This window comes from Pseudomonas veronii (assembly GCF_001439695.1).
Classification (GTDB): domain Bacteria; phylum Pseudomonadota; class Gammaproteobacteria; order Pseudomonadales; family Pseudomonadaceae; genus Aquipseudomonas; species Aquipseudomonas veronii.
On sequence record NZ_JYLL01000009.1, the window covers coordinates 40,615 to 59,707 of the forward strand.

Annotated in this window: 16 protein-coding genes; 6 read left to right on the forward strand and 10 right to left on the reverse strand. The window is 60.8% G+C overall.

Going from position 1 to position 19,093, the window contains the following annotated elements; translation table 11 throughout:
• Window positions 1-216: 216 nt before the first annotated feature.
• The gene (locus TU80_RS13915) at window positions 217-2,808 is read right to left on the reverse strand and encodes a glycosyltransferase (protein ID WP_046384473.1); all 2,592 of its coding nucleotides are present in this window, start codon (window positions 2,806-2,808) and stop codon (window positions 217-219) included.
• A 218-nt stretch (window positions 2,809-3,026) separates the two neighbouring features.
• Here TU80_RS13915 and tcdA point away from each other — a divergent pair, with 218 nt between their 5' ends.
• A complete protein-coding gene (gene tcdA, locus TU80_RS13920; RefSeq protein WP_057004768.1) occupies window positions 3,027-3,836 on the forward strand; it encodes a tRNA cyclic N6-threonylcarbamoyladenosine(37) synthase TcdA in 810 nt (269 codons plus the stop codon).
• Between the two features lie 60 nt (window positions 3,837-3,896).
• On the opposite strand, the gene TU80_RS13925 is transcribed toward tcdA, so the two are convergent.
• From TU80_RS13925 to TU80_RS13940, 4 genes are all read right to left on the reverse strand, one after another.
• Window positions 3,897-4,304, reverse strand: a complete 408-nt coding sequence (locus tag TU80_RS13925) for a SufE family protein (protein ID WP_017844731.1) — start codon at window positions 4,302-4,304, stop codon at window positions 3,897-3,899.
• A complete protein-coding gene (locus tag TU80_RS13930; RefSeq protein WP_057004713.1) occupies window positions 4,301-5,506 on the reverse strand; it encodes an aminotransferase class V-fold PLP-dependent enzyme in 1,206 nt (401 codons plus the stop codon). The genes TU80_RS13925 and TU80_RS13930 overlap by 4 nt, the downstream gene beginning before the upstream one ends.
• Window positions 5,507-5,570: 64 nt before the next feature.
• Window positions 5,571-6,605 carry a 2,3,4,5-tetrahydropyridine-2,6-dicarboxylate N-succinyltransferase gene (gene dapD / locus TU80_RS13935; protein WP_046490174.1) on the reverse strand — a complete coding sequence of 345 codons (1,035 nt, stop codon included), beginning with the start codon at window positions 6,603-6,605 and terminating at the stop codon, window positions 5,571-5,573.
• A 32-nt stretch (window positions 6,606-6,637) separates the two neighbouring features.
• Complete coding sequence (locus TU80_RS13940; protein ID WP_026139766.1) at window positions 6,638-7,000, reverse strand: ArsC family reductase; 363 nt, start codon at window positions 6,998-7,000, stop codon at window positions 6,638-6,640.
• A 212-nt stretch (window positions 7,001-7,212) separates the two neighbouring features.
• Between TU80_RS13940 and TU80_RS13945 the strand changes: the two genes are divergently transcribed.
• On the forward strand, window positions 7,213-8,856 hold the full coding sequence (locus TU80_RS13945) for a Na+/H+ antiporter (protein ID WP_046384470.1): 1,644 nt from the start codon (window positions 7,213-7,215) through the stop codon (window positions 8,854-8,856).
• Window positions 8,857-8,900: 44 nt separating this feature from the next.
• Here the strand turns inward: TU80_RS13945 and TU80_RS13950 are convergent, their stop codons facing one another.
• The 5 genes from TU80_RS13950 to map all read right to left on the reverse strand — a co-directional run bounded on the left by TU80_RS13950 (window position 8,901) and on the right by map (window position 15,388).
• Complete coding sequence (locus TU80_RS13950) at window positions 8,901-9,683, reverse strand: M12 family metallopeptidase (protein WP_082643843.1); 783 nt, start codon at window positions 9,681-9,683, stop codon at window positions 8,901-8,903.
• Window positions 9,684-9,796: 113 nt separating this feature from the next.
• Window positions 9,797-10,510 (reverse strand): M12 family metallopeptidase, encoded by a 714-nt coding sequence (locus tag TU80_RS13955; RefSeq protein WP_057004715.1) that lies wholly within the window; start codon window positions 10,508-10,510, stop codon window positions 9,797-9,799.
• An 89-nt stretch (window positions 10,511-10,599) separates the two neighbouring features.
• Window positions 10,600-11,799: a succinyldiaminopimelate transaminase gene (gene dapC / locus TU80_RS13960; protein WP_046490180.1), complete on the reverse strand. Its 1,200-nt coding sequence runs from the start codon at window positions 11,797-11,799 to the stop codon at window positions 10,600-10,602.
• 39 nt (window positions 11,800-11,838) lie between these two features.
• Complete coding sequence (locus tag TU80_RS13965) at window positions 11,839-14,541, reverse strand: [protein-PII] uridylyltransferase (RefSeq protein WP_057004716.1); 2,703 nt, start codon at window positions 14,539-14,541, stop codon at window positions 11,839-11,841.
• Between the two features lie 64 nt (window positions 14,542-14,605).
• Window positions 14,606-15,388 (reverse strand): type I methionyl aminopeptidase, encoded by a 783-nt coding sequence (gene map / locus TU80_RS13970; protein WP_017844739.1) that lies wholly within the window; start codon window positions 15,386-15,388, stop codon window positions 14,606-14,608.
• A gap of 389 nt (window positions 15,389-15,777) precedes the next feature.
• Between map and rpsB the strand changes: the two genes are divergently transcribed.
• From rpsB to frr, 4 genes are all read left to right on the forward strand, one after another.
• Window positions 15,778-16,515, forward strand: a complete 738-nt coding sequence (rpsB, locus tag TU80_RS13975; RefSeq protein WP_017844740.1) for a 30S ribosomal protein S2 — start codon at window positions 15,778-15,780, stop codon at window positions 16,513-16,515.
• A 191-nt stretch (window positions 16,516-16,706) separates the two neighbouring features.
• The gene (gene tsf, locus TU80_RS13980; RefSeq protein WP_046384467.1) at window positions 16,707-17,570 is read left to right on the forward strand and encodes a translation elongation factor Ts; all 864 of its coding nucleotides are present in this window, start codon (window positions 16,707-16,709) and stop codon (window positions 17,568-17,570) included.
• Between the two features lie 210 nt (window positions 17,571-17,780).
• Complete coding sequence (gene pyrH, locus TU80_RS13985; RefSeq protein ID WP_003172271.1) at window positions 17,781-18,524, forward strand: UMP kinase; 744 nt, start codon at window positions 17,781-17,783, stop codon at window positions 18,522-18,524.
• Window positions 18,521-19,078: a ribosome recycling factor gene (gene frr, locus TU80_RS13990; RefSeq protein WP_046384466.1), complete on the forward strand. Its 558-nt coding sequence runs from the start codon at window positions 18,521-18,523 to the stop codon at window positions 19,076-19,078. Before pyrH ends, frr begins: the two co-directional genes overlap by 4 nt.
• The last annotated feature ends 15 nt before the right edge of the window (window positions 19,079-19,093 follow it).

Consider the following 19,093-nt stretch of genomic DNA (forward strand, 5'->3'; position numbering starts at 1 on the left):
GGAAATCGAGGCGGCGACGTTCTAATTGACTGTAGGAGCGAGCTTGCTCGCGAAAAACGCAAGAGCACCGCGTTCATTCAAGATGTTCGCGTGATCGTTGACGATTTTCGCGAGCAAGCTCGCTCCTACAGTGATATGTGCAAGGCTTACAAAACGGCCGTTATCTTATAGCAAAACGGCGGCCAGAGGCCGCCGTTTAGTGCATTGCACGCGTTTTTACAGCGCGGTGGCCGGCTCTGCCTTCGGCGCCGGTTTCGGCAGCGACGACAGGAACGCCATGATCAACGCCGCCACATACGGCAGCGACTGCACCAGCAGCATCACCACCCAGAAACGCATGTCGGCGCTCGGCAGGCCCTGCACCAGGTAGATCCCCAGCGCCGCGCCCCACAACAGCAGCATGATGAACATCTCTTCGCGGGCTTCGGAAATCGCTACCCAGAAGCCGTGGTTATCCGCGTTTTTCGGTGTACGAAAGAACGGAATGCTGGTGGTGAAGAAGCCATACAGCACCGCTTTGGCGATGGTGTGGGACAACGCCAGGCCGGCCAGCGCCGCACAGAACGCATCCTTGAGGTTAACCCCCACGGCACGACGGTACAGGAAGATGATCTTGCCCACCTTGAACACGAACAACGCCAAAGGCGGGATCGCGAAAATCAGCAACGGCGGGTCGACCCGGGTCGGCACGATGATCATCGCCGCCGACCACAACAGCGCGCCGACGGTGAAGAAGATGTTCATGCCATCCGCGACCCACGGCAACCAGCCCGCGAGGAAGTGGTAGCGCTGGCCACGGGTCAGCTCGGTGTCCTTGCCGCGCAGCAGGCTGGCGGTGTGACGCTTGATGATCTGGATCGCGCCATAGGCCCAGCGGAAACGCTGTTTCTTGAAGTCGATGAAGGTGTCGGGCATCAGGCCCTTGCCGTAGCTTTCGTGGTAATACGCGGCCGACAGGCCTTTCTCGAACACGCGCAGGCCGAGTTCGGCGTCTTCGCAGATGCACCAGTCGGCCCAGCCCAGCTCTTCGAGCACCGAGCGACGGGTCATGGTCATGGTGCCGTGCTGGATGATCGCGTCGCGGTCGTTGCGGGTGACCATGCCGATATGGAAGAAGCCTTTGTATTCGGCGTAGCAGAGCTTCTTGAAGGTGCTTTCGTTCTGGTCGCGATAATCCTGCGGCGACTGCACCACGGCGATTTTCGGGTCGGCGAAGTGCGGCACCATGTGCTTGAGCCAGTTCGGCGACACGCAGTAGTCCGAGTCGATCACCGCGATCACTTCGGCATCCTTGGCGGTGTGCGGGATCAGGTAGTTCAACGCGCCGCCCTTGAAACCGGCCAGGGGCGCGACGTGGAAGAACTTGAAGCGCGGGCCCAGGGTTGCGCAGTAGTCGCGCACCGGTTCCCACACCGCCGGGTCCTTGGTGTTGTTGTCGATGATCAGGACTTCGTAGTCCGGGTAGTCGAGGGCGGCCAGGGCATCGAGGGTCTGTTTGACCATCTCTGGCGGCTCGTTGTAGCACGGCACATGGATCGACACTTTCGGGCGGTAGTCCGAGTCCCCCACGACCGGCAGGAATTCACGCCGACGTTTGTGGGTCCAGACCGCTTCCGCCAGTTCATGGGCTTCGGCCAGCAGCACGATAAACACGCCCAGGGCGCCGAGCGCCAGGAGGAAGCCGACCGTCAGGCTGAACCAGGTGCTGTATTGCTGGCTGTAGTCGTAGCCGATCCACACCAGCACCGAACCGCACAGGAACGCGATAAAGGTCAGGAAGGTCCGGCCGCGTTGGCGCAGGGCCGAGCCGTCGATCATCAGCAGGGTCAATGACAGCAGTGCAAGCACCACCGAACCGATGGCCAGCACGCGCCATTGCGGGATCGCGACCACCGGTCCTTCGAAGTTGAATTTCTGCTGACGCGCGGCGTTGTACACGCCCCAGTAGGCGCCGACCGAGCCTTCGTCGCTGGCTTTCCACGGTTGGTCGAAGGCCTCGATCACGAAGTAGTTGAAGCCCTGGCGGTTCAGCTTGTTCACCAGCGTGCGCAGGTAAATTGCCTGGTCGGCGGGAGACGCATCAGCACCGCCACGCATGCGGCCGTTGCTCGGCCAGCCGACTTCCGACAGCAGCAGCGGCTTTTTCGGGAAGGTCTTCTTCAGATCCCGTGCGCGGTCGAGTACGAATTGGCCCGCCTGGTCCACCGGAATATGTTCCCAGTACGGCAGGATGTGCGCGGCGATCAAGTCGACGTGCTTGGCCAGTTGTGGGTTGTGCTCCCAGATATGCCATTGCTCGGAGGTGGTCACCGGCACCTTGACGGCCGCGCGCACGCGATCCAGCAACACGATCAGTGCTTCGGGGGTGATCTCTTTACGGAACAACGCTTCGTTGCCGACCACCACGCGCACGACGCTGCGCGAGCTGTTGGCGATCTCGATGGCGCGCTGGATCTCGCGTTCGTTGCGTTCCAGGTCCGGGCTGATCCAGATCCCCAGGGTGACGCGCAGGCCGAACTCTTCCGCCAGCTTGGGGATGTCTTCCAGAGTGCCGTCGACCGAGTAGGTCCGGATGTTGTCCGTCAACTTGCTCATGATCTCCAGATCGCGACGCATCTGGTCGTCGGTCGGGTACTGGTCTTTCTGTGGGTACTGGCCTTGTTGAAACGGCGAGTAGGAAAAACCGGAGATCTGTTCAGGCCAGTTGGGGGCAGTGACCGGGCGGTTGATCAGCGCCCAGAAGCCGGTGAACAGCGCGGCAATTGCCAGCACCACCACCAGGTTGAGTCCAAATTTACGCGATGACATGGCTATTTCGGGTTCCAAAAGGTGTGGAACGAAAAGAGGTGTCGGCCTACGCCGAACGGCGCGCATCCTACACCGGCCCTTCCCTGAGCGTACAGCAGACTGAGAAAAGCCGGACGTTAGTCCGCGAATCTCCAGCTAAGTTCTTTACGTGTATCGCGAAGTTTCGAACTTGTCCTGGCAAAGCCCTATAATGCGCGCCGGTTTTTGGGGTAATGGTCATGAGTACAGAAGATCCGCGGTTTGCAGGCGTCGCCCGTTTGTATGGCATTGAAGGCCTGGAGCGCTTGAAAGCGGCCCATGTGGCGATCGTCGGCGTCGGCGGCGTAGGCTCATGGGCGGCGGAAGCCATCGCCCGTTGTGGGGTGGGCGAGATCTCGTTGTTTGATTTGGATGATGTCTGCGTCAGCAACAGCAACCGTCAGCTGCATGCCCTGGACAGCACCGTGGGCAAACCCAAGGTCGAGGTGATGGCTGAGCGCCTGCGCGGTATCAACCCGGACTGCACGGTGCATGCCGTGGCGGATTTCGTGACCCGCGAGACCATGGCCGAGTACATCACCCCCAACATTGACTGCGTGATCGACTGCATCGACGCCGTCAACGCCAAGGCGGCACTGATCGCCTGGTGCAAGCGCCGCAAGATCCAGATCATCACCACTGGCGGCGCTGGCGGGCAGATCGACCCGACGTTGATCCAGGTCTGCGATCTGAACCGCACCTTCAACGATCCGCTGGCCTCGAAAGTGCGCTCCACCCTGCGCCGTGACTATGGCTTCTCGCGCACGGTGACCCGCCATTACAGCGTGCCGTGTGTGTTTTCCACCGAGCAACTGCGCTATCCGAAGCCGGACGGCAGCATCTGCTTGCAGAAGAGTTTTGTTGGCGACGGGGTAAAGCTGGACTGTGCCGGCGGGTTTGGCGCGGTGATGATGGTCACTGCAACCTTCGGCATGGTGGCGGCGACCAAGGCGGTGGACAAGATCGTGGCCGGGGTGCGCCGGCCTTCTGATCGGGTCAAGTCTTCTTGAATCTCAAGGCCTTGCACCATTCAAATGTGGGAGGGGGCAAGCCCCCTCCCACATTGGGTTTTATGTACGGCTTAGTTCGCGCATGCGCTGCAGCACGGCGTTCAGGCCATTGCTGCGCGACGGCGACAACTGGCGGGACAGCCCCAGTTGATTGAACCAGTCCGGCAAGTCGACCGCCTGCAACTCGGCGGCCGACAGCCCGTTGACCCGCGCCAGCAGCAACGCCACCAGCCCACGGATCATGCGCGCTTCGCTGCTGGCGGCGAACTGCCAGTGGCCGTCGGATAAACGCCCGACCAGCCATACCAGGCTCTCGCAGCCCTGCACCAGATTGGCCTCGACCTTGTCTTCGTCCGCCAGCGGCGGCAGCCGTTCGCCCCATTGCATCAGCAGGCGCGCGCGTTGCTCCCAACTGCCCACTGCCTGAAACGACTCAAGCGCGCCGACAGCCTCGGCCGGCAGGCTCATCGCAGCATATCCAGGGACTGGTCCAGCGCTTCGAAGAATCGCTCCAGATCATCGGAATTGTTGTACAGCGCCAGGGACACGCGAATCGCTCCCGACAAGTGCATCGCCTTGAGCAGCGGCATTGCGCAATGATGGCCGGCGCGCACGGCAATGCCCTGTTCGGTCAGCAAGTGCGCAAGATCGGCGTTATGCACGCCTTCCACCACAAAACTGACCAACGCCACCTGCGGCGCGCCCAGTACGCGCACGCCATTGCGCGCTTTCAGCCCGCGCAACAGGTACTCGTGCAGGGCGGCTTCGTGGGCGATGAGCGCCGGTTGATCCAGTGAATTGAGGTAATCCAGGCTGGCGCCCAGGCCGATCACGCTGGCAATCGGTGGGGTGCCGGCCTCGAACCCCAGCGGCGCGGGGCGGAAGCTGGCGCTGTGGTAATCGGCCTGTTGCACCATTTCGCCGCCGAACTGCCAGTGGCGCAGCTGTTGCAGGGCTTGGGTGCGGCCGTACAGCACGCCGACGCCGTCCGGGCCGTAGAGTTTGTGGCTGGAAAATACGTAGAAGTCGCAGCCCAGGGCTTGTACGTCGTGGCGGCCATGGACGATGCCCTGGGCGCCATCGACCACGGTCAGCGCACCCTCGGCCTTGGCCATGGCCAGCAAGGGTTCCAGCGGTTGCCAGGTGCCCAGCACGTTGGACAGTTGGCTCACCGCCAGCAGGCGCGTGCGCGGGCCGATCAGCGTGGCGGCGGCCTGAAGGTCGATCATACCGTCGTCGCCAACCGGCAGGATCACCAGTTCCAGCGCGCGACGTTTGGCCAGTTGCTGCCAGGGCAGCAGGTTGGCGTGGTGTTCCAGGGCGCTGATGACTAGTTCATCGCCCGCATTGAATAAGTGCTCGAGGCCGTAGGCCAAGAGGTTCAGCGCCGACGTCGCGCCATGAGTGAAGACGATGTGCCCGCTGTCTCCTGCATTCAACCACTGCGCGACCTTGTTGCGACTGTCCTCGAAAGCCTGGGTCGCGTGGGCGCCCGGCAAATGCTGGGCACGGTGAACGTTAGCGGCGCCATTGGCGTAGTAATGGCTGATCGCGTCCAACAGGGCTTGAGGTTTTTGCGCGGTGGCGGCGCTGTCCAGATAGGTCTGGTCTTGCCGTTGCAGAGCGGCGATGGCCGGAAAGTCGACGCGCCAGGGAGAGGGCACAAGCATGGTGTTCAAGACTCGTATAAACGGGCCCCAGGATCGGGGCCCGCGAGTGGCATCGAGTCGCTGCTTAGTTGTGAGCGTGCAGCGCTTCGTTCAGTTCGATGGCCGACTTGTGGGTTTTGCACTCCACGGCACCGGTCTCGGAGTTACGGCGGAACAGCAGGTCTGGCTGGCCGGCCAGCTCGCGCGCCTTGACCACTTTAACCAACTGGTTGCGCTCGTCGAGCAGGGCAACCTTGGTCCCGGCGGTGACATACAGGCCCGATTCCACGGTGTTGCGGTCGCCCAGCGGGATACCGATACCGGCGTTGGCGCCGATCAGGCAGCCTTCGCCGACCTTGATCACGATGTTGCCGCCACCCGACAGGGTGCCCATGGTGGAGCAACCGCCGCCCAGGTCCGAACCCTTGCCGACAAATACGCCGGCCGAGACACGGCCTTCGATCATGCCCGGGCCTTCGGTGCCAGCGTTGAAGTTGACGAAACCTTCGTGCATCACGGTGGTGCCTTCGCCCACGTAGGCGCCCAGGCGGATACGCGCGGCGTCAGCGATACGCACGCCGCTGGGTACGACGTAATCGGTCATTTTCGGGAACTTGTCCACCGAGAACACTTCCAGCAGCTCGCCACGCAGGCGCGCTTCGAGTTGGCGTTCGGCCAGCTCATTGATGTCGATCGCGCCCTGGCTGGTCCAGGCCACGTTCGGCAGTTGCGCGAATACACCGGCCAGGCTCAGGCCGTGGGGCTTGACCAGGCGGTGGGACAGCAGGTGCAGCTTGAGGTAGGCCTCAGGCGTGGAAGTCAGTGCGGCGTCTTCGGCCAGCAGGGTGGCGACCAGCGGGGTATGGCTTTCAGCCAGGCGGGTCAGCAGGGCTGCCTGGGTCGCGTCGACGCCTTTGAGCGCGTCAGCTAGTTGCAGGGCTTGGGCGACGGTGAAGGTGATCGCCTGGTTGCCTTCGCTGTAACCGAGGATCGGCGCGATGGCGGCGACGACTTCTGCCGACGGGTTGAGTACGGGTTGTGCGTAAAACACTTCCAGCCAAGCACCTTGGCGGTTCTGAGTGCCGACGCCGAAGCCCAGGCTGAACAGGGAATTGGACATGCTGTTACCTCTACAAAAATGGGATGGCCGGCCTACTTGAGGGCTGCCGAATAAGTATCTGGCTTGAAGCCAATCAGGGTTCTGTCTCCGAGATCAAGCACCGGGCGCTTGATCATCGAGGGTTGTGCGAGCATCAATTCAATGGCTTTCGACTGATCGAGATCGGCTTTGCGTTCGTCTTCGAGTTTGCGAAAGGTGGTGCCCGCACGGTTCAAAACCACCTGCCAACCGTGCTCGTTGCACCATTGGGTCAAGTGTTCGCGGTCGATACCGACGGTTTTGTAGTCATGGAACTCGTAGCTCACGCCGTGCTCGTCGAGCCAGGTGCGGGCTTTTTTCATGGTGTCGCAGGCTTTGATGCCGAAAAGGTGCAAGGTTTTACTTGATACGGTCAAGGAATTGCCCCCCTTTGGACCAATGAAGATGAAAGGTCTGGGATTATGCCACGACCAGCGGGTTTGGGTGCCGCTCGTCTCTAGCGTGGATTGCCCGGTGCGACTATTGTGCGAAAGCCATCGCGCAGCATAGGCGGCTAATATGGCACTTCAATGGTGAGTTGTTGCCTGATGTGTGTCGTTGCAAGTCGATTGTCCGGGAAAACCGCGTTATGCAAACCGCCTACACCGTTCTTATCTTGCTGATGCTGGTCAGCGTTTCGCGGCTGGTCTGGCGAGTCATCCCACTGCCGTTACCGCTGGTGCAGATTGCCGCCGGGGCCTTGCTGGCCTGGCCCACGCTGGGGCTGCATGTCGCGCTGGACCCGGAGTTGTTCCTGTTTCTGTTCCTGCCGCCGCTGTTGTTCTCCGATGGCTGGCGCATGCCCAAGCGTGAACTGTGGCGCCTGCGCGGGCCGATTCTGACGTTGGCAGTGGGGCTGGTGCTGTTCACCGTGGTCGGCGCCGGCTACTTCATTCATTGGTTATTGCCTTCGATTCCATTGCCGGTGGCCTTTGCCCTGGCGGCGGTGTTGTCGCCGACGGACGCCGTGGCGGTGTCGGCCATTTCCCAGAACCGTTTACCCACGCCGTTGATGCATATGCTCCAGGGCGAAGCCTTGATGAACGATGCCTCGGGCCTGGTGACCTTCAAGTTCGCCCTGGTGGCAGCCTTGACCGGGGTGTTTTCCCTGGCGGATGCCAGCCTGACCTTTGTACTGGTGGCCATCGGCGGTCTGGCGGTCGGGATCGCGTTGAGCTGGCTGGTGGGGCGCTTGCGTGTCTGGATGATTGCGCGAGGCTGGGACGACCCGGCCACCCACGTTGTGTTCATGTTGCTGCTGCCGTTCGCCGCCTATGTTCTGGCCGAACGCCTGGGCGCATCGGGGATTCTTTCGGCCGTGGCGGCGGGCATGATGCAAAGCTGGCTGGACCTGCTGCCTCGCCAGACCAGCACGCGCTTGCTCAATCGCAGTGTGTGGTCGCTGCTGGAGTTTGCCTTCAATGGCTTGATCTTCCTGCTATTGGGGTTGCAACTGCCGGACATCATCAAGGCGGTGGTGAGTCATGAAACCACGCTGTGGCCGACCCTGCTGTATCGCTGCCTGGACGTGGTCGCGATCTTCCTGGTGTTGTTGGTATTACGCTTCATCTGGGTGCAAAGCATCTGGCGTCTGTCGGGCGTGCTCCGGCGCCTGCGTGGGAAAAGCGAGCTTACCCTGGTGCCGACGGCACGTTCCTGCTGGCTGTTGACCGTGGGCGGTGTGCGCGGGGCGGTGACGTTGGCCGGTGTGATGTCGGTGCCCTTGCTGCTGGCGCCGGGCAAGGCGTTCCCGGAACGCGATCTGCTGATCTTTATCGCGGCCGGGGTGATCCTGTTGTCGCTCATCGCTGCCTGTATTGCGTTGCCGCTGCTGCTGCGCGGCATTGAAAAAAGCCCCGATGAAAAACACCACAATGAAGTGCGCGAGGCGTGGAAAAAGACCGCCGTGGCGGCGATCCATGCGCTTGAGGTCGAAGAACCCACCGAGAGCGCTCCCGCGGACGCCGCCCAGGCCGCATTGGCTACCGAACTGAAGGCGCGACTGATGTCGGAATACCGGCATCAGCTGGACGTCTTCAACGACTCCGCCGAAGCCCAGGCACTGGCGTCGCAGATGGACCAACTGGAGCGAAAGCTACGGCTCAAGGCGTTGCGGGCGCAGCGCTTGGAGTTGTATAGCCTGAGCCGTCATCACCGGATCGGGGATGACGTGTTGAGGGAGGTGTTGGACGACCTGGACATGAGTGAGGCGAACCTGGGGTCGCCGAAGTAGGCAATTGGGGGCTGCGGTGCCGCCGGCGCTGAGTGTGCAGTGTTTTAAACGGTGCAGTCTGAGTCGGCATCACGAAAGCGTGGATGACGGCTCACGGCGGGTATGGGCGCCGCTTGAGGGTAGGCTTTTTGGGCCCAGGCAATGTCTCCGTCACTCAGTGACCTATTCTCGCTGTGCGCCCGCTTTCCATTGGTCTGGTCCGGGCTGACAGCGTAGTGCATGACCGAGTCAGGGTCATAAGGCAGCAAGTCATAAGCGCTGCTGCGAGTCAGCGGCAGGACGTTGTCCTCCACCTCCTGCGGGTTGGGGGTGTTGCGGTAGGTCTGGTGGATGGTTTCACGGTTCCACGGAATGTTGGCATCGGGGTGCTGGTGGGCGTGATGGGCACCGAGCATATGCCCGAATTCATGCAGGACGGTGTCTTCGAAGCGGGGCGCGTTGTGATCCATGGGCAGGCTCATGGTCGGCAGCCCGAACGGAATGTTGCGCGCATCGGTGCCTATGGATGAAGCGCCGCCGTTATCGCCCGGCGGATTCTGCGCAATACGGATATCGCCTCTCGCCCCCGAGACAAAATCAAACTTCAGGTTGATATGGGGCAGCCAACGGCTGGCGGCTTTTTTCACGGCCAGCACGTATTCGTCGTCCACCCCATACTCATACATGGCGATCGTGAGCGTAGTGTTCTGGGGCCAGTATTTGCCCGGTTCGCCGACATTGCGTCGACGTCTCGAAAGACTGTGCGTTGGCGTAGCGCTATCGGTGCTTTCGCCAGGCGACCAGTGCGTGCCAGGCTGATACGAGGCTTCGGGGGCGGGGTTTATCATTGAGCGTTTCCTGCGGCAGGTCGAGACGAGACACTGGTTGATTCGTGCCAATTGCAGGAAAGTTCCCGGCGGTGTTGAGTGAATACGTGAGCCTATGTTTACCCCTGGGCCCGCTACGTCGGGTTGACCGGGGGGTACAGCATTCTGATCGTTTGCTTGTCGCCCGCGGAAAGGGTTGTGTTTTTAGGAATGGCCTGGCCGTTGCGCCTCAATGCTGCCGGAATTTCATAATGCATCACGGACTGTGGATCGTATGGGGTGATCTGCAGGTCGGGCCGGTTGTCTGGCTCAAGGATATGCTCGCGTACCATGGCTTCGTTGAAAGAGTCGCTGGTGTAGTAGTCATACACTTGGGGGCTGTCCCAATCCAGGCTGTTCTGCGGGTGTTGGTGTTCGTGCAATAACCCGAGGGCGTGGCCGAATTCGTGCAGGGCCGTACTGCGCAACTTCTTCGAGTCGTCGGTCCGGTTGAGGTGCATCGTGGGTTGATCTTCATCGATGCGCTTGGCCTCTGTGCCAATGGCGGACCAATTGCCCTTGAGCCCTTCATCGTCAGAAATACGAATATCGCCCGTCTTGCCTTCGACGATATTGAAGCGCAGGGCCGGCGTGTGGTGGGCCCACTCGCGGATAGCGTCCACCACCAGCGCTTTGCTTTTTTCGCTGCTCAGGTCGAGCGCAACGGTGACCACGCCGGCCGGCCAGCGCTTGTCGCTGTCGGCGATGCCTCTTTTGGTTCGCCCGGCGGATTCGGGAGGGGAGGTGTGGTTATTCGGGAGCGGCTCATAAGCGGGGGGAGGGGCGAGCGGCGGGGTGATTAGGCTCATAGGCATTACTCGTAGGAAGTTCGCCTATTGGTGGTGAGCGAGTGAACAAGGTTCCCGCACTGTGCGACACAGTGCGGGATGTGGCGAGGTTACTTCCTGCGTTGAATGAAATCGCGAATGCGCTCAGCCGCTTCCACGCACTCCGCCAGTGGTGCAACCAATGCCATGCGAACGCGCCCGGCGCCTGGGTTGACGCCGTCCACCTCCCGCGACAGGTACGAGCCGGGTACTACGGTCACGTGTTCTTGCACAAACAGATCGCGACAGAAGGCGGCGTCGTCACCCTCTACATTCGGCCACAGGTAGAAACCACCATCGGGGGCTTGTACGTCCAGCACCGGCTTGAGGATCGCCAGCACAGCGTCGAATTTTTCCCGATACAGGTCGCGGTTGGCCTGGACGTGGGCTTCGTCCTGCCAGGCGGCGATGCTTGCCAGTTGGGTTTGCACGGGCATCGCGCAGCCGTGGTAGGTGCGGTACAGCAGGAAGGCCTTGAGGATGTCGGCGTCGCCGGCCACGAAGCCGGAGCGCAGGCCCGGCAGGTTGGAGCGCTTGGACAGGCTGTGGAACACCACGCAGCGTTTGAAGTCCTGGCGGCCGAGTTCGACGCAGGCGCTCAACAGGCCCGGCGGCGGGCTTTGTTCGTCGAAGTACAGCTCGCTGTAGCACTCGTCGGCGGCAATCACGAAGTCATATTCGTCGGCCAGGGCGATGAGCTTTTTCAGGGTGTCGACCGGGATCAGCGCGCCGGTCGGGTTGCCGGGGGAGCACAGGAACAGGATCTGGCAGCGCTTCCAGACGTCTGGCGACACGGCGTCGAAATCCGGGTTGAAGCCATTGGCGTCCAGGCACGGCAGGTAGTGCGGCTTGGCGCCGGCCAGGAACGCCGCGCCTTCATAGATCTGGTAGAACGGGTTCGGGCTTACCACCAGCGCGTCGTCACTGCGATTGACCACGGCTTGGGTGAAGGCGAACAGTGCCTCGCGGGTGCCGTTGACCGGCAGGATGTTACGCGCCGGGTCCAGCCAGCCCTTGGGTACATTGAAGCGGCGTTCGCACCAGGCCGCGATGGCTTCGCGCAGCGCCGCAATGCCCAGGGTGGTCGGGTACACCGCCATCTGGTCGAGGTTATTGCTCAACGCCTCGGCGACGAAGGTCGGCGATTTATGCTTGGGCTCGCCGATGGACAGCGCGATCGGACGTTTGTCCGGGTTCGGCGTGACGCTGCCGAGCAGGGCGCGCAGTTTTTCGAACGGGTAGGGCTGCAACTGGTTCAGGGCGTTGTTCATCGGTGGATCTCGTGCAAGGCGTTAAAAACTGGGCGGGTATCAAATCGTCAGGCGCGTCAGCTCGACCCCGGGCTCCTGGTGAACGCTCAACTGCTGGACGATTGCATCCTGCAGGCGGCGGCACAGTTCGGGGTCGGACAGCGGCTGGTTGTCGGCGTCGGTAATGAAGAACACGTCTTCCACGCGCTCGCCGAGGGTCGCAATCTTGGCGTTCTGCAACGACAGGTCGAACTCCAGGAAAATCCCGCCGATCCGCGCCAGCAGGCCCGGGCGATCCGGCGCGCTGAGTTCCAGCACCGTCACCGGGCGCTGGGCGTCGTTGGAAATGGTCACCTGGGGCGCAAACGCAAAATGCTTGAGCTGGCGTGGCACGCGGCGCTGGATGATGGTCGGGTAGTCGTCCGGGTTGCGCAACGCTTCGGTCAGGCCTTCGCGGATCTTTTTCACCCGCGCCGGGTTATCGCCGATGGACTCGCCTTCGGTGTCGAGCACGATGTAGGTGTCGAGGGTGAACTGGCTGCTGGAGGTGATGACCCGGGCGTCGTGGATGTTCAGGTTGAGCTGGTCCATGGCCGCTACGGTCACGGCGAAGAAGTCGTGCTGGTCGGGGGCGTAGATGAAGATCTGCGTGCCGCCTTCGAACTCGCGTTGGGTCGTTTCTTTGATCAGCACCAGCGGGCCGCCATCGGCCGGTTGCTGCAGGATTGCATCGCTGTGCCAGGCCACGTCGCCGGCGGTGTGGCGCAGGAAGTAATCGTCGCCCAGTTGCGACCACAATTGTTCGACGTCGTCCGGGTCGTTGCCGCCGCGCACGAGGATATCCAGGGCCGCGCTTTGGGTGCGGCGGATCTGTTCTTCGCGGTCCACCGGGTTTTCCAGGCCCCGGCGCAGGGCGCGCTTGGTCTCGGTGTACAGCTGGCGCAACAGGCTCGCGCGCCAGGAGTTCCAGAGGGTCGGGTTGGTGGCATTGATATCGGAAACCGTCAGCACATACAGGTAGTCGAGACGGGTTTCATCGCCGACGATCCCGGCGAAGTCATGGATCACCTGCGGGTCGGACAGGTCCTTGCGCTGGGCGGTCGTCGACATCACCAGATGGTTCTGCACCAGCCAGACAATCAGGCGGCTGTCCCACAACGGCAACTGGTGACGCTGGCAGAACGCCTCGGCATCGACCGCGCCGACTTCCGAATGGTCGCCGTGGCGGCCTTTGCCGATGTCGTGGTACAGGCCGGCCAGGTAGATCAGTTCGGGTTTGGGCAGCTTGGCCATCAGCTTACTGGCCAGCGGGAATTTCTCTGACACCTGGGTGTACTGCAGCTTACGCAGGTGCTTGATCAGGTTCAGGGTGTGGGCGTCGACGGTGTAGATGTGGAACAGGTCGTGCTGCATCTGCCCGACGATAAAGCCGAACTCCGGCAGGTAACGCCCGAGGATGCCGTAGCGGTTCATCCGCCGCAGGTTGCGGTGGATGCCGATCTTGCACTTGAACAGCTCGATGAACAGGCTGGTGTTGCGGATGTCGTTGCGAAAGTCATCGTCGATCAGGTGACGGTTTTCTCGCAGCAGGCGAATCGTGTCGGCGCGCACGCCTTTGATTTCCGGCTGCTGGGCCATCAGTACGAAAATTTCCAGCATGGCAAACGGCGTGCGGCGGAACACGTTGTCGTTGCGCGCCTCGATATAGCCGTCGTGCAGCTGGAAACGCGGGTTGATCGGCTGCGGCGGCGCTTCGTCTTCCGGGGCCAGGATCACTTCTTCGAAGTGCTGGATGATCAGGTCGCTGAGCTGGGCGATGCTCATGACCACCCGGTAGTACTGCTGCATGAAACTTTCGATGCTGGTCTTCGCATCTTCGCCCTCGAAACCCAGCAGGGTGGCGATGGAGCGCTGATGGTCGAACAGCAGGCGGTCTTCGGCACGCCCGGCGAGCATGTGCAGGGCGTAGCGCACTTTCCAGAGGAATTCCTGGGACGAGGCGAGCAGGGCGTTTTCGCTTTCCACCAGAAAGCCTTCACCGGCCAGGGCGCGCAGGTTCAGGGTGCCGTACTGGCGACGGGCGACCCACAAGATCGTCTGGATATCGCGCAAGCCCCCGGGGGAGCCTTTGACGTTGGGTTCCAGGTTGTATTCGGTGTCGTTGTACTTGTGGTGCCGGGCTTTCTGCTCGGCGCGCTTGGCCAGGAAGAACTCCTTGCTCGGCCACATGTGCGCGGTGCTGGTGACTTCGAGCATGCGTTGGCGCAGACGCTCGGGACCGGCGATGGCGCGGCTTTCCATCAGGTTGGTGATGACGGTGAGGTCGGCGCGGGCTTCTTCGCCGCATTCGGCCACCGAGCGCACGCTCTGGCCGACTTCCAGGCCGATGTCCCACAGCAGCGTCAGAAAACGCTCGATGGAATCGCGAAAGATCTCATGGTCGGCGCTGTCCAGCAGGATCAGCAGGTCGATGTCCGAGTAGGGGTGCAGCTCGCCGCGGCCGTAGCCGCCGACCGCCACCAGGGCGATATCGGCGTCTTCGCTCCAACTGAACTGTTCCCAGGCCTTTTGCAGGATGTTATCGACGAACCAGGCACGGTCCTCGATCAGCCGACGGATGTCCCGGCCGCTGCGAAAGCGCTCGTCGAGCACCTCGCGGGCCTGGCGGATAGCCTTCTTGAAGGCGGCGATAGGGCTGGCCTTCAGCGCCAGTTCGGCCTGGAACTGGCCACGGTCGAAGAGTTCGGGATCCACCTGGGGCATCGTTCGGCTTTCCTTTCTATCTATCAGTCAGTCACAACACAGTCTGGGAAAACCAGGGCAGCCGTTACGCCGAGATGCGTGGGATGGTGTCGTCCGCGCGCAGGGTGAAGATCTCGTAGCCGGTGTCGGTGACCAGCAGGGTGTGTTCCCACTGGGCGGAGAGCTTGCGGTCCTTGGTGATGGCGGTCCAGCCGTCGCCCAGCACCTTGGTGTCGGCCTTGCCCTGGTTGATCATTGGCTCGATGGTAAAGGTCATGCCGGCTTTGAGTTCCATGCCGGTGCCGGCGCGGCCGTAGTGCAGGATTTGCGGCTCTTCGTGGAACACCTTGCCGATGCCGTGGCCGCAGAACTCACGGACCACCGAGAAGCCGTTCTTTTCAGCGTGCTTCTGGATCACTTCACCGATATCGCCCAGGCGGCAGCCGGGTTTGACGATTTCAATGGCCTTGTACATGCATTCCTGGGTCACCTGGGACAGGCGCTCGGCCCAGACCGGCACGGTGCCGACATGGAACATGCGGCTGGTATCGCCGTGGTAGCCGTCTTTGATGACGGTGACGTCGATGTTCAGGGTGTCGCCGTCTTTCAGCGGTTTGTCGCCGGGAATCCCGTGGCAGACCACGTGGTTGATCGAGGTGCAGATCGACTTGGGGAAGCCCTTGTAGTTCAGCGGGGCAGGGATAGCTTTTTGCACGTCGACTATATAGTCGTGGCAAATGCGGTCCAGCGTTTCGGTGGTGACGCCGGGCTTGACGTGTTCGGCAATCATTTCCAGCACGTCGGCCGCCAGTTTGCCGGCAACGCGCATGCCGGCAATGTCTTCGGCGGTTTTCAAGGTAACGGTCATACAGGCTCTCTCTCTAGCGCGAGGCGCTGAAATCAATACGGTTTACGGGTGTGCGACAAAAGGTTGCAGAATTCGCACAAGCCCTGAAAAACGCGATTCTACCAGACGCGGGCGGCAAACCATGAGCGTCTGGCCATCGGTTATCTCTATAAGGTGGGGCTATAGTGGCGCGATTCAAAGGGTTGCGCAAAAGTCGTTGGCGGCAAATGTGATTGCGGGTTTCGTTTTTTCCCTTCGTGTGGTATAAAATGCGCCGCTTTCCGGGGATACCCCGCGAAGCTTAAATCCACACACGTGTCGACACGATGACCTGGGTGCCGGAGGCCTTGATGCCGCTGGTTGGTCATTGGGATACGTGGAGGCCAAACCCGACTTATTAAGGAACTATCATGTCCCAAGTCAACATGCGCGATATGCTGAAGGCCGGTGTGCACTTCGGTCACCAGACCCGTTACTGGAACCCGAAAATGGGTAAATACATTTTCGGCGCGCGTAACAAGATCCACATCATCAACCTTGAAAAAACCCTGCCAATGTTCAACGAAGCTCTGACTTTCGTAGAGCGTCTGGCCCAGGGCAAAAACAAGATTCTGTTCGTCGGCACCAAGCGTTCCGCTGGCAAGATCGTTGCTGAAGAAGCAGCACGTTGCGGTTCGCCGTACGTCGATCACCGCTGGTTGGGCGGCATGCTCACCAACTTCAAAACCATCCGTGCTTCCATCAAGCGTCTGCGTGACCTTGAAGTGCAAGCCGAAGACGGTACTTTCGCCAAGCTGACCAAGAAAGAGGCGCTGATGCGTACTCGCGACCTGGAAAAGCTCGATCGTTCCCTGGGTGGTATCAAGGACATGGGCGGTCTGCCTGACGCACTGTTCGTTATCGACGTTGATCACGAGCGCATTGCGATCACCGAAGCCAACAAGCTGGGCATCCCTGTTATCGGCGTCGTCGATACCAACAGCAGCCCAGAAGGCGTTGACTACATCATCCCAGGCAACGATGACGCCATCCGCGCTATCCAGCTGTACATGGGTTCGATGGCTGACGCTGTCATCCGCGGTCGCAACCACGTTGCTGGTGGTACCGAGCAGTTCGCTGAAGAAGCTCCGGTAGCCGCAGCTGAGTAATTGACGCCCTGGCGTTGACTCAGTAAGCAAAAAGGGGGCTTGGCCCCCTTTTTGCCCCCTCGAAAACCATTTGTCGGCAGCGCAGCTACAACATCTGTAACGTGCAGCGGCCTACAAGGGTGATTCGGGAAGAATTGATCGCCCGTTTGATCGGGTGGAATGGTTGAAAACCTATCCAAGAGGATTTTGAAATGGCAGAGATTACTGCAGCGTTGGTTAAAGAACTGCGTGAGCGTACCGGCGAAGGCATGATGGATTGCAAAAAGGCCTTGACCAAGGCTGGCGGCGACATCGAAAAAGCCATTGATGACATGCGTGCTTCGGGCGCCATCAAGGCTGCCAAGAAAGCAGGCAACGTTGCTGCTGAAGGCGCCATCGCGCTGAAGGAAGACGGTAAATCCGCAGTTCTGCTGGAAGTGAACTCGCAGACCGACTTCCTGGCTCTGCAGGACGACTTCAAGGCATTTGTTGCTGCCAGCATTGAGAAAGCGTTCGCTGACAAGCTGACTGACGCCGCTCCGCTGATCGCCGCTCAAGAAGCTGATCGCCTGGTACTGGTCGGCAAGGTTGGCGAAAACGTCAACATCCGTCGCCTGGCTCGCGTTGAAGGTGATGTTGTCGGTGGTTACCTGCACGGCAACAAGATCGGCGTTGTGGTTGCCCTTAAAGGCGGCAGCGTTGAGCTGGCCAAAGACATCGCTATGCACGTAGCGGCCAGCAACCCTGAATTCCTGCTGCCATCGGAAGTGTCCGCTGAAGCCATCGAACGCGAAAAAGCCGTGTTCCTGAGCCTCAACGCTGACAAGATCGCGGGCAAGCCAGAAAACATCGTTGAAAACATGATCAAAGGCCGTATCAGCAAGTTCCTGGCTGAAGCGAGCCTGGTTGAGCAGGCGTTCGTCAAGAACCCTGAAATCAAGGTTGGCGAACTGGCCAAGAAAGCCGGTGCTGAAATCGTTTCCTTCACTTACTACAAAGTAGGCGAAGGCATCGAGAAGCCGGTCGACAACTTCGCTGAAGAAGTTGCTGCCCAGCTGGCTGCCGCCAAGCAATAAGACGGTTTTCAACTGTCGCCCGAAAGAGGCTGCCCGCTCACGCGCGCAGCCTCTTTTCAAATGGGAAGGCTAATTTTATTTGGCTTCCCTTCGGAACTGGCTTACAAAGCCGTGTTCCGATGGCGCTGTGATAGCGTCCAGCTAGAGTGAACGCAAGCCGTAAACGGCTCGCCAAGAATTTTTTAAAATACGCCGCAGGAGAGATTCGCAATGGCTCAGCAGGGCAGTGGTTATCAGGCTCGCTATAAACGCATTCTACTCAAGCTCAGCGGCGAGGCCCTGATGGGCTCGGAAGAGTTCGGGATCGATCCCAAGGTACTCGACCGCATGGCGCTGGAAGTTGGCCAATTGGTCGGCATCGGCGTGCAGGTCGGCCTGGTGATTGGCGGTGGCAACCTGTTCCGCGGTGCCGCACTGAGTGCGGCGGGCATGGACCGGGTCACCGGCGACCACATGGGCATGCTGGCCACTGTGATGAACGCCCTGGCCATGCGCGATGCCCTGGAGCGCGCCAACATCTCGGCGATCGTGATGTCGGCTATTTCCATGGTAGGCGTGACCGATCACTATGACCGTCGCAAAGCCATGCGCCACCTGAACGCCAAGGAAGTGGTCATCTTCGCCGCCGGTACCGGCAACCCGTTCTTCACCACCGACTCGGCCGCATGCCTGCGTGCGATTGAAATCGATGCTGACGTCGTGTTGAAAGCGACCAAAGTCGACGGCGTATACACTGCAGATCCATTCAAAGACCCGCATGCCGAGAAGTTCGATCATCTGACCTACGATGAAGTGCTGGATCGCAAGCTGGGCGTGATGGACCTGACGGCAATTTGCCTGTGCCGCGACCACAAGATGCCGCTGCGCGTATTTAACATGAACAAGCCCGGCGCCCTGCTGAACATCGTACACGGCGGCGCGGAAGGCACTCTGATCGAGGAAGGCCAACAATGATCAACGAAATCAAGAAAGACGCCCAAGCGCGTATGCACAAATCCCTGGAGTCTCTGGCCCATGCGTTCGGCCAGATTCGTACAGGCAAGGCGCACCCCAGCATTCTGGGTAGCGTGATGGTGCCGTACTACGGTGCCGACACCTCCATCACCCAAGTGGCCAATATCACCGTAAAAGACTCGCGCACCCTGCAAGTCGTTGCCTTCGAGCGCAACATGCTCGCGGCGGTCGACAAGGCGATCCAGAGCGCCGGCCTGAACCTCAACCCGACCAACCTGGGCGAGTTGCTGCTGATTTCCATGCCTGCCCTGACTGAAGAAACCCGCAAGGGCTTCACCAAGCAGGCGCGCAGCGCAGCAGAAGATGCACGTGTTGCCGTGCGCAACATCCGTCGCGATGCCCTGGGCGAGCTGAAGAAGCTGGTCAAGGACAAGGAAATCAGCGAAGACGAAGAGCGCCGTGCGGCGGCTGACATCCAGAAGCTGACCGACAAGGCCGAAGCTGATATCGATGCGGCCACCAAGCAAAAAGAAGCGGACTTGATGGCCGTATAAGGGTCAGGGCGCTTT

Excerpts from the sequence above, each read along its gene's own strand:
- TU80_RS13915 (WP_046384473.1), bottom strand. The coding sequence starts at position 2,808 with ATGTCATCGCGTAAATTTGGACTCAACCTGGTGGTGGTGCTGGCAATT.
- tcdA (WP_057004768.1), top strand. The coding sequence starts at position 3,027 with ATGAGTACAGAAGATCCGCGGTTTGCAGGCGTCGCCCGTTTGTATGGC.
- TU80_RS13925 (WP_017844731.1), bottom strand. The coding sequence starts at position 4,304 with ATGAGCCTGCCGGCCGAGGCTGTCGGCGCGCTTGAGTCGTTTCAGGCA.
- TU80_RS13930 (WP_057004713.1), bottom strand. The coding sequence starts at position 5,506 with ATGCTTGTGCCCTCTCCCTGGCGCGTCGACTTTCCGGCCATCGCCGCT.
- dapD (WP_046490174.1), bottom strand. The coding sequence starts at position 6,605 with ATGTCCAATTCCCTGTTCAGCCTGGGCTTCGGCGTCGGCACTCAGAAC.
- TU80_RS13945 (WP_046384470.1), top strand. The coding sequence starts at position 7,213 with ATGCAAACCGCCTACACCGTTCTTATCTTGCTGATGCTGGTCAGCGTT.
- TU80_RS13950 (WP_082643843.1), bottom strand. The coding sequence starts at position 9,683 with ATGATAAACCCCGCCCCCGAAGCCTCGTATCAGCCTGGCACGCACTGG.
- TU80_RS13955 (WP_057004715.1), bottom strand. The coding sequence starts at position 10,510 with ATGAGCCTAATCACCCCGCCGCTCGCCCCTCCCCCCGCTTATGAGCCG.
- dapC (WP_046490180.1), bottom strand. The coding sequence starts at position 11,799 with ATGAACAACGCCCTGAACCAGTTGCAGCCCTACCCGTTCGAAAAACTG.
- TU80_RS13965 (WP_057004716.1), bottom strand. The coding sequence starts at position 14,541 with ATGCCCCAGGTGGATCCCGAACTCTTCGACCGTGGCCAGTTCCAGGCC.
- map (WP_017844739.1), bottom strand. The coding sequence starts at position 15,388 with ATGACCGTTACCTTGAAAACCGCCGAAGACATTGCCGGCATGCGCGTT.
- rpsB (WP_017844740.1), top strand. The coding sequence starts at position 15,778 with ATGTCCCAAGTCAACATGCGCGATATGCTGAAGGCCGGTGTGCACTTC.
- tsf (WP_046384467.1), top strand. The coding sequence starts at position 16,707 with ATGGCAGAGATTACTGCAGCGTTGGTTAAAGAACTGCGTGAGCGTACC.
- pyrH (WP_003172271.1), top strand. The coding sequence starts at position 17,781 with ATGGCTCAGCAGGGCAGTGGTTATCAGGCTCGCTATAAACGCATTCTA.
- frr (WP_046384466.1), top strand. The coding sequence starts at position 18,521 with ATGATCAACGAAATCAAGAAAGACGCCCAAGCGCGTATGCACAAATCC.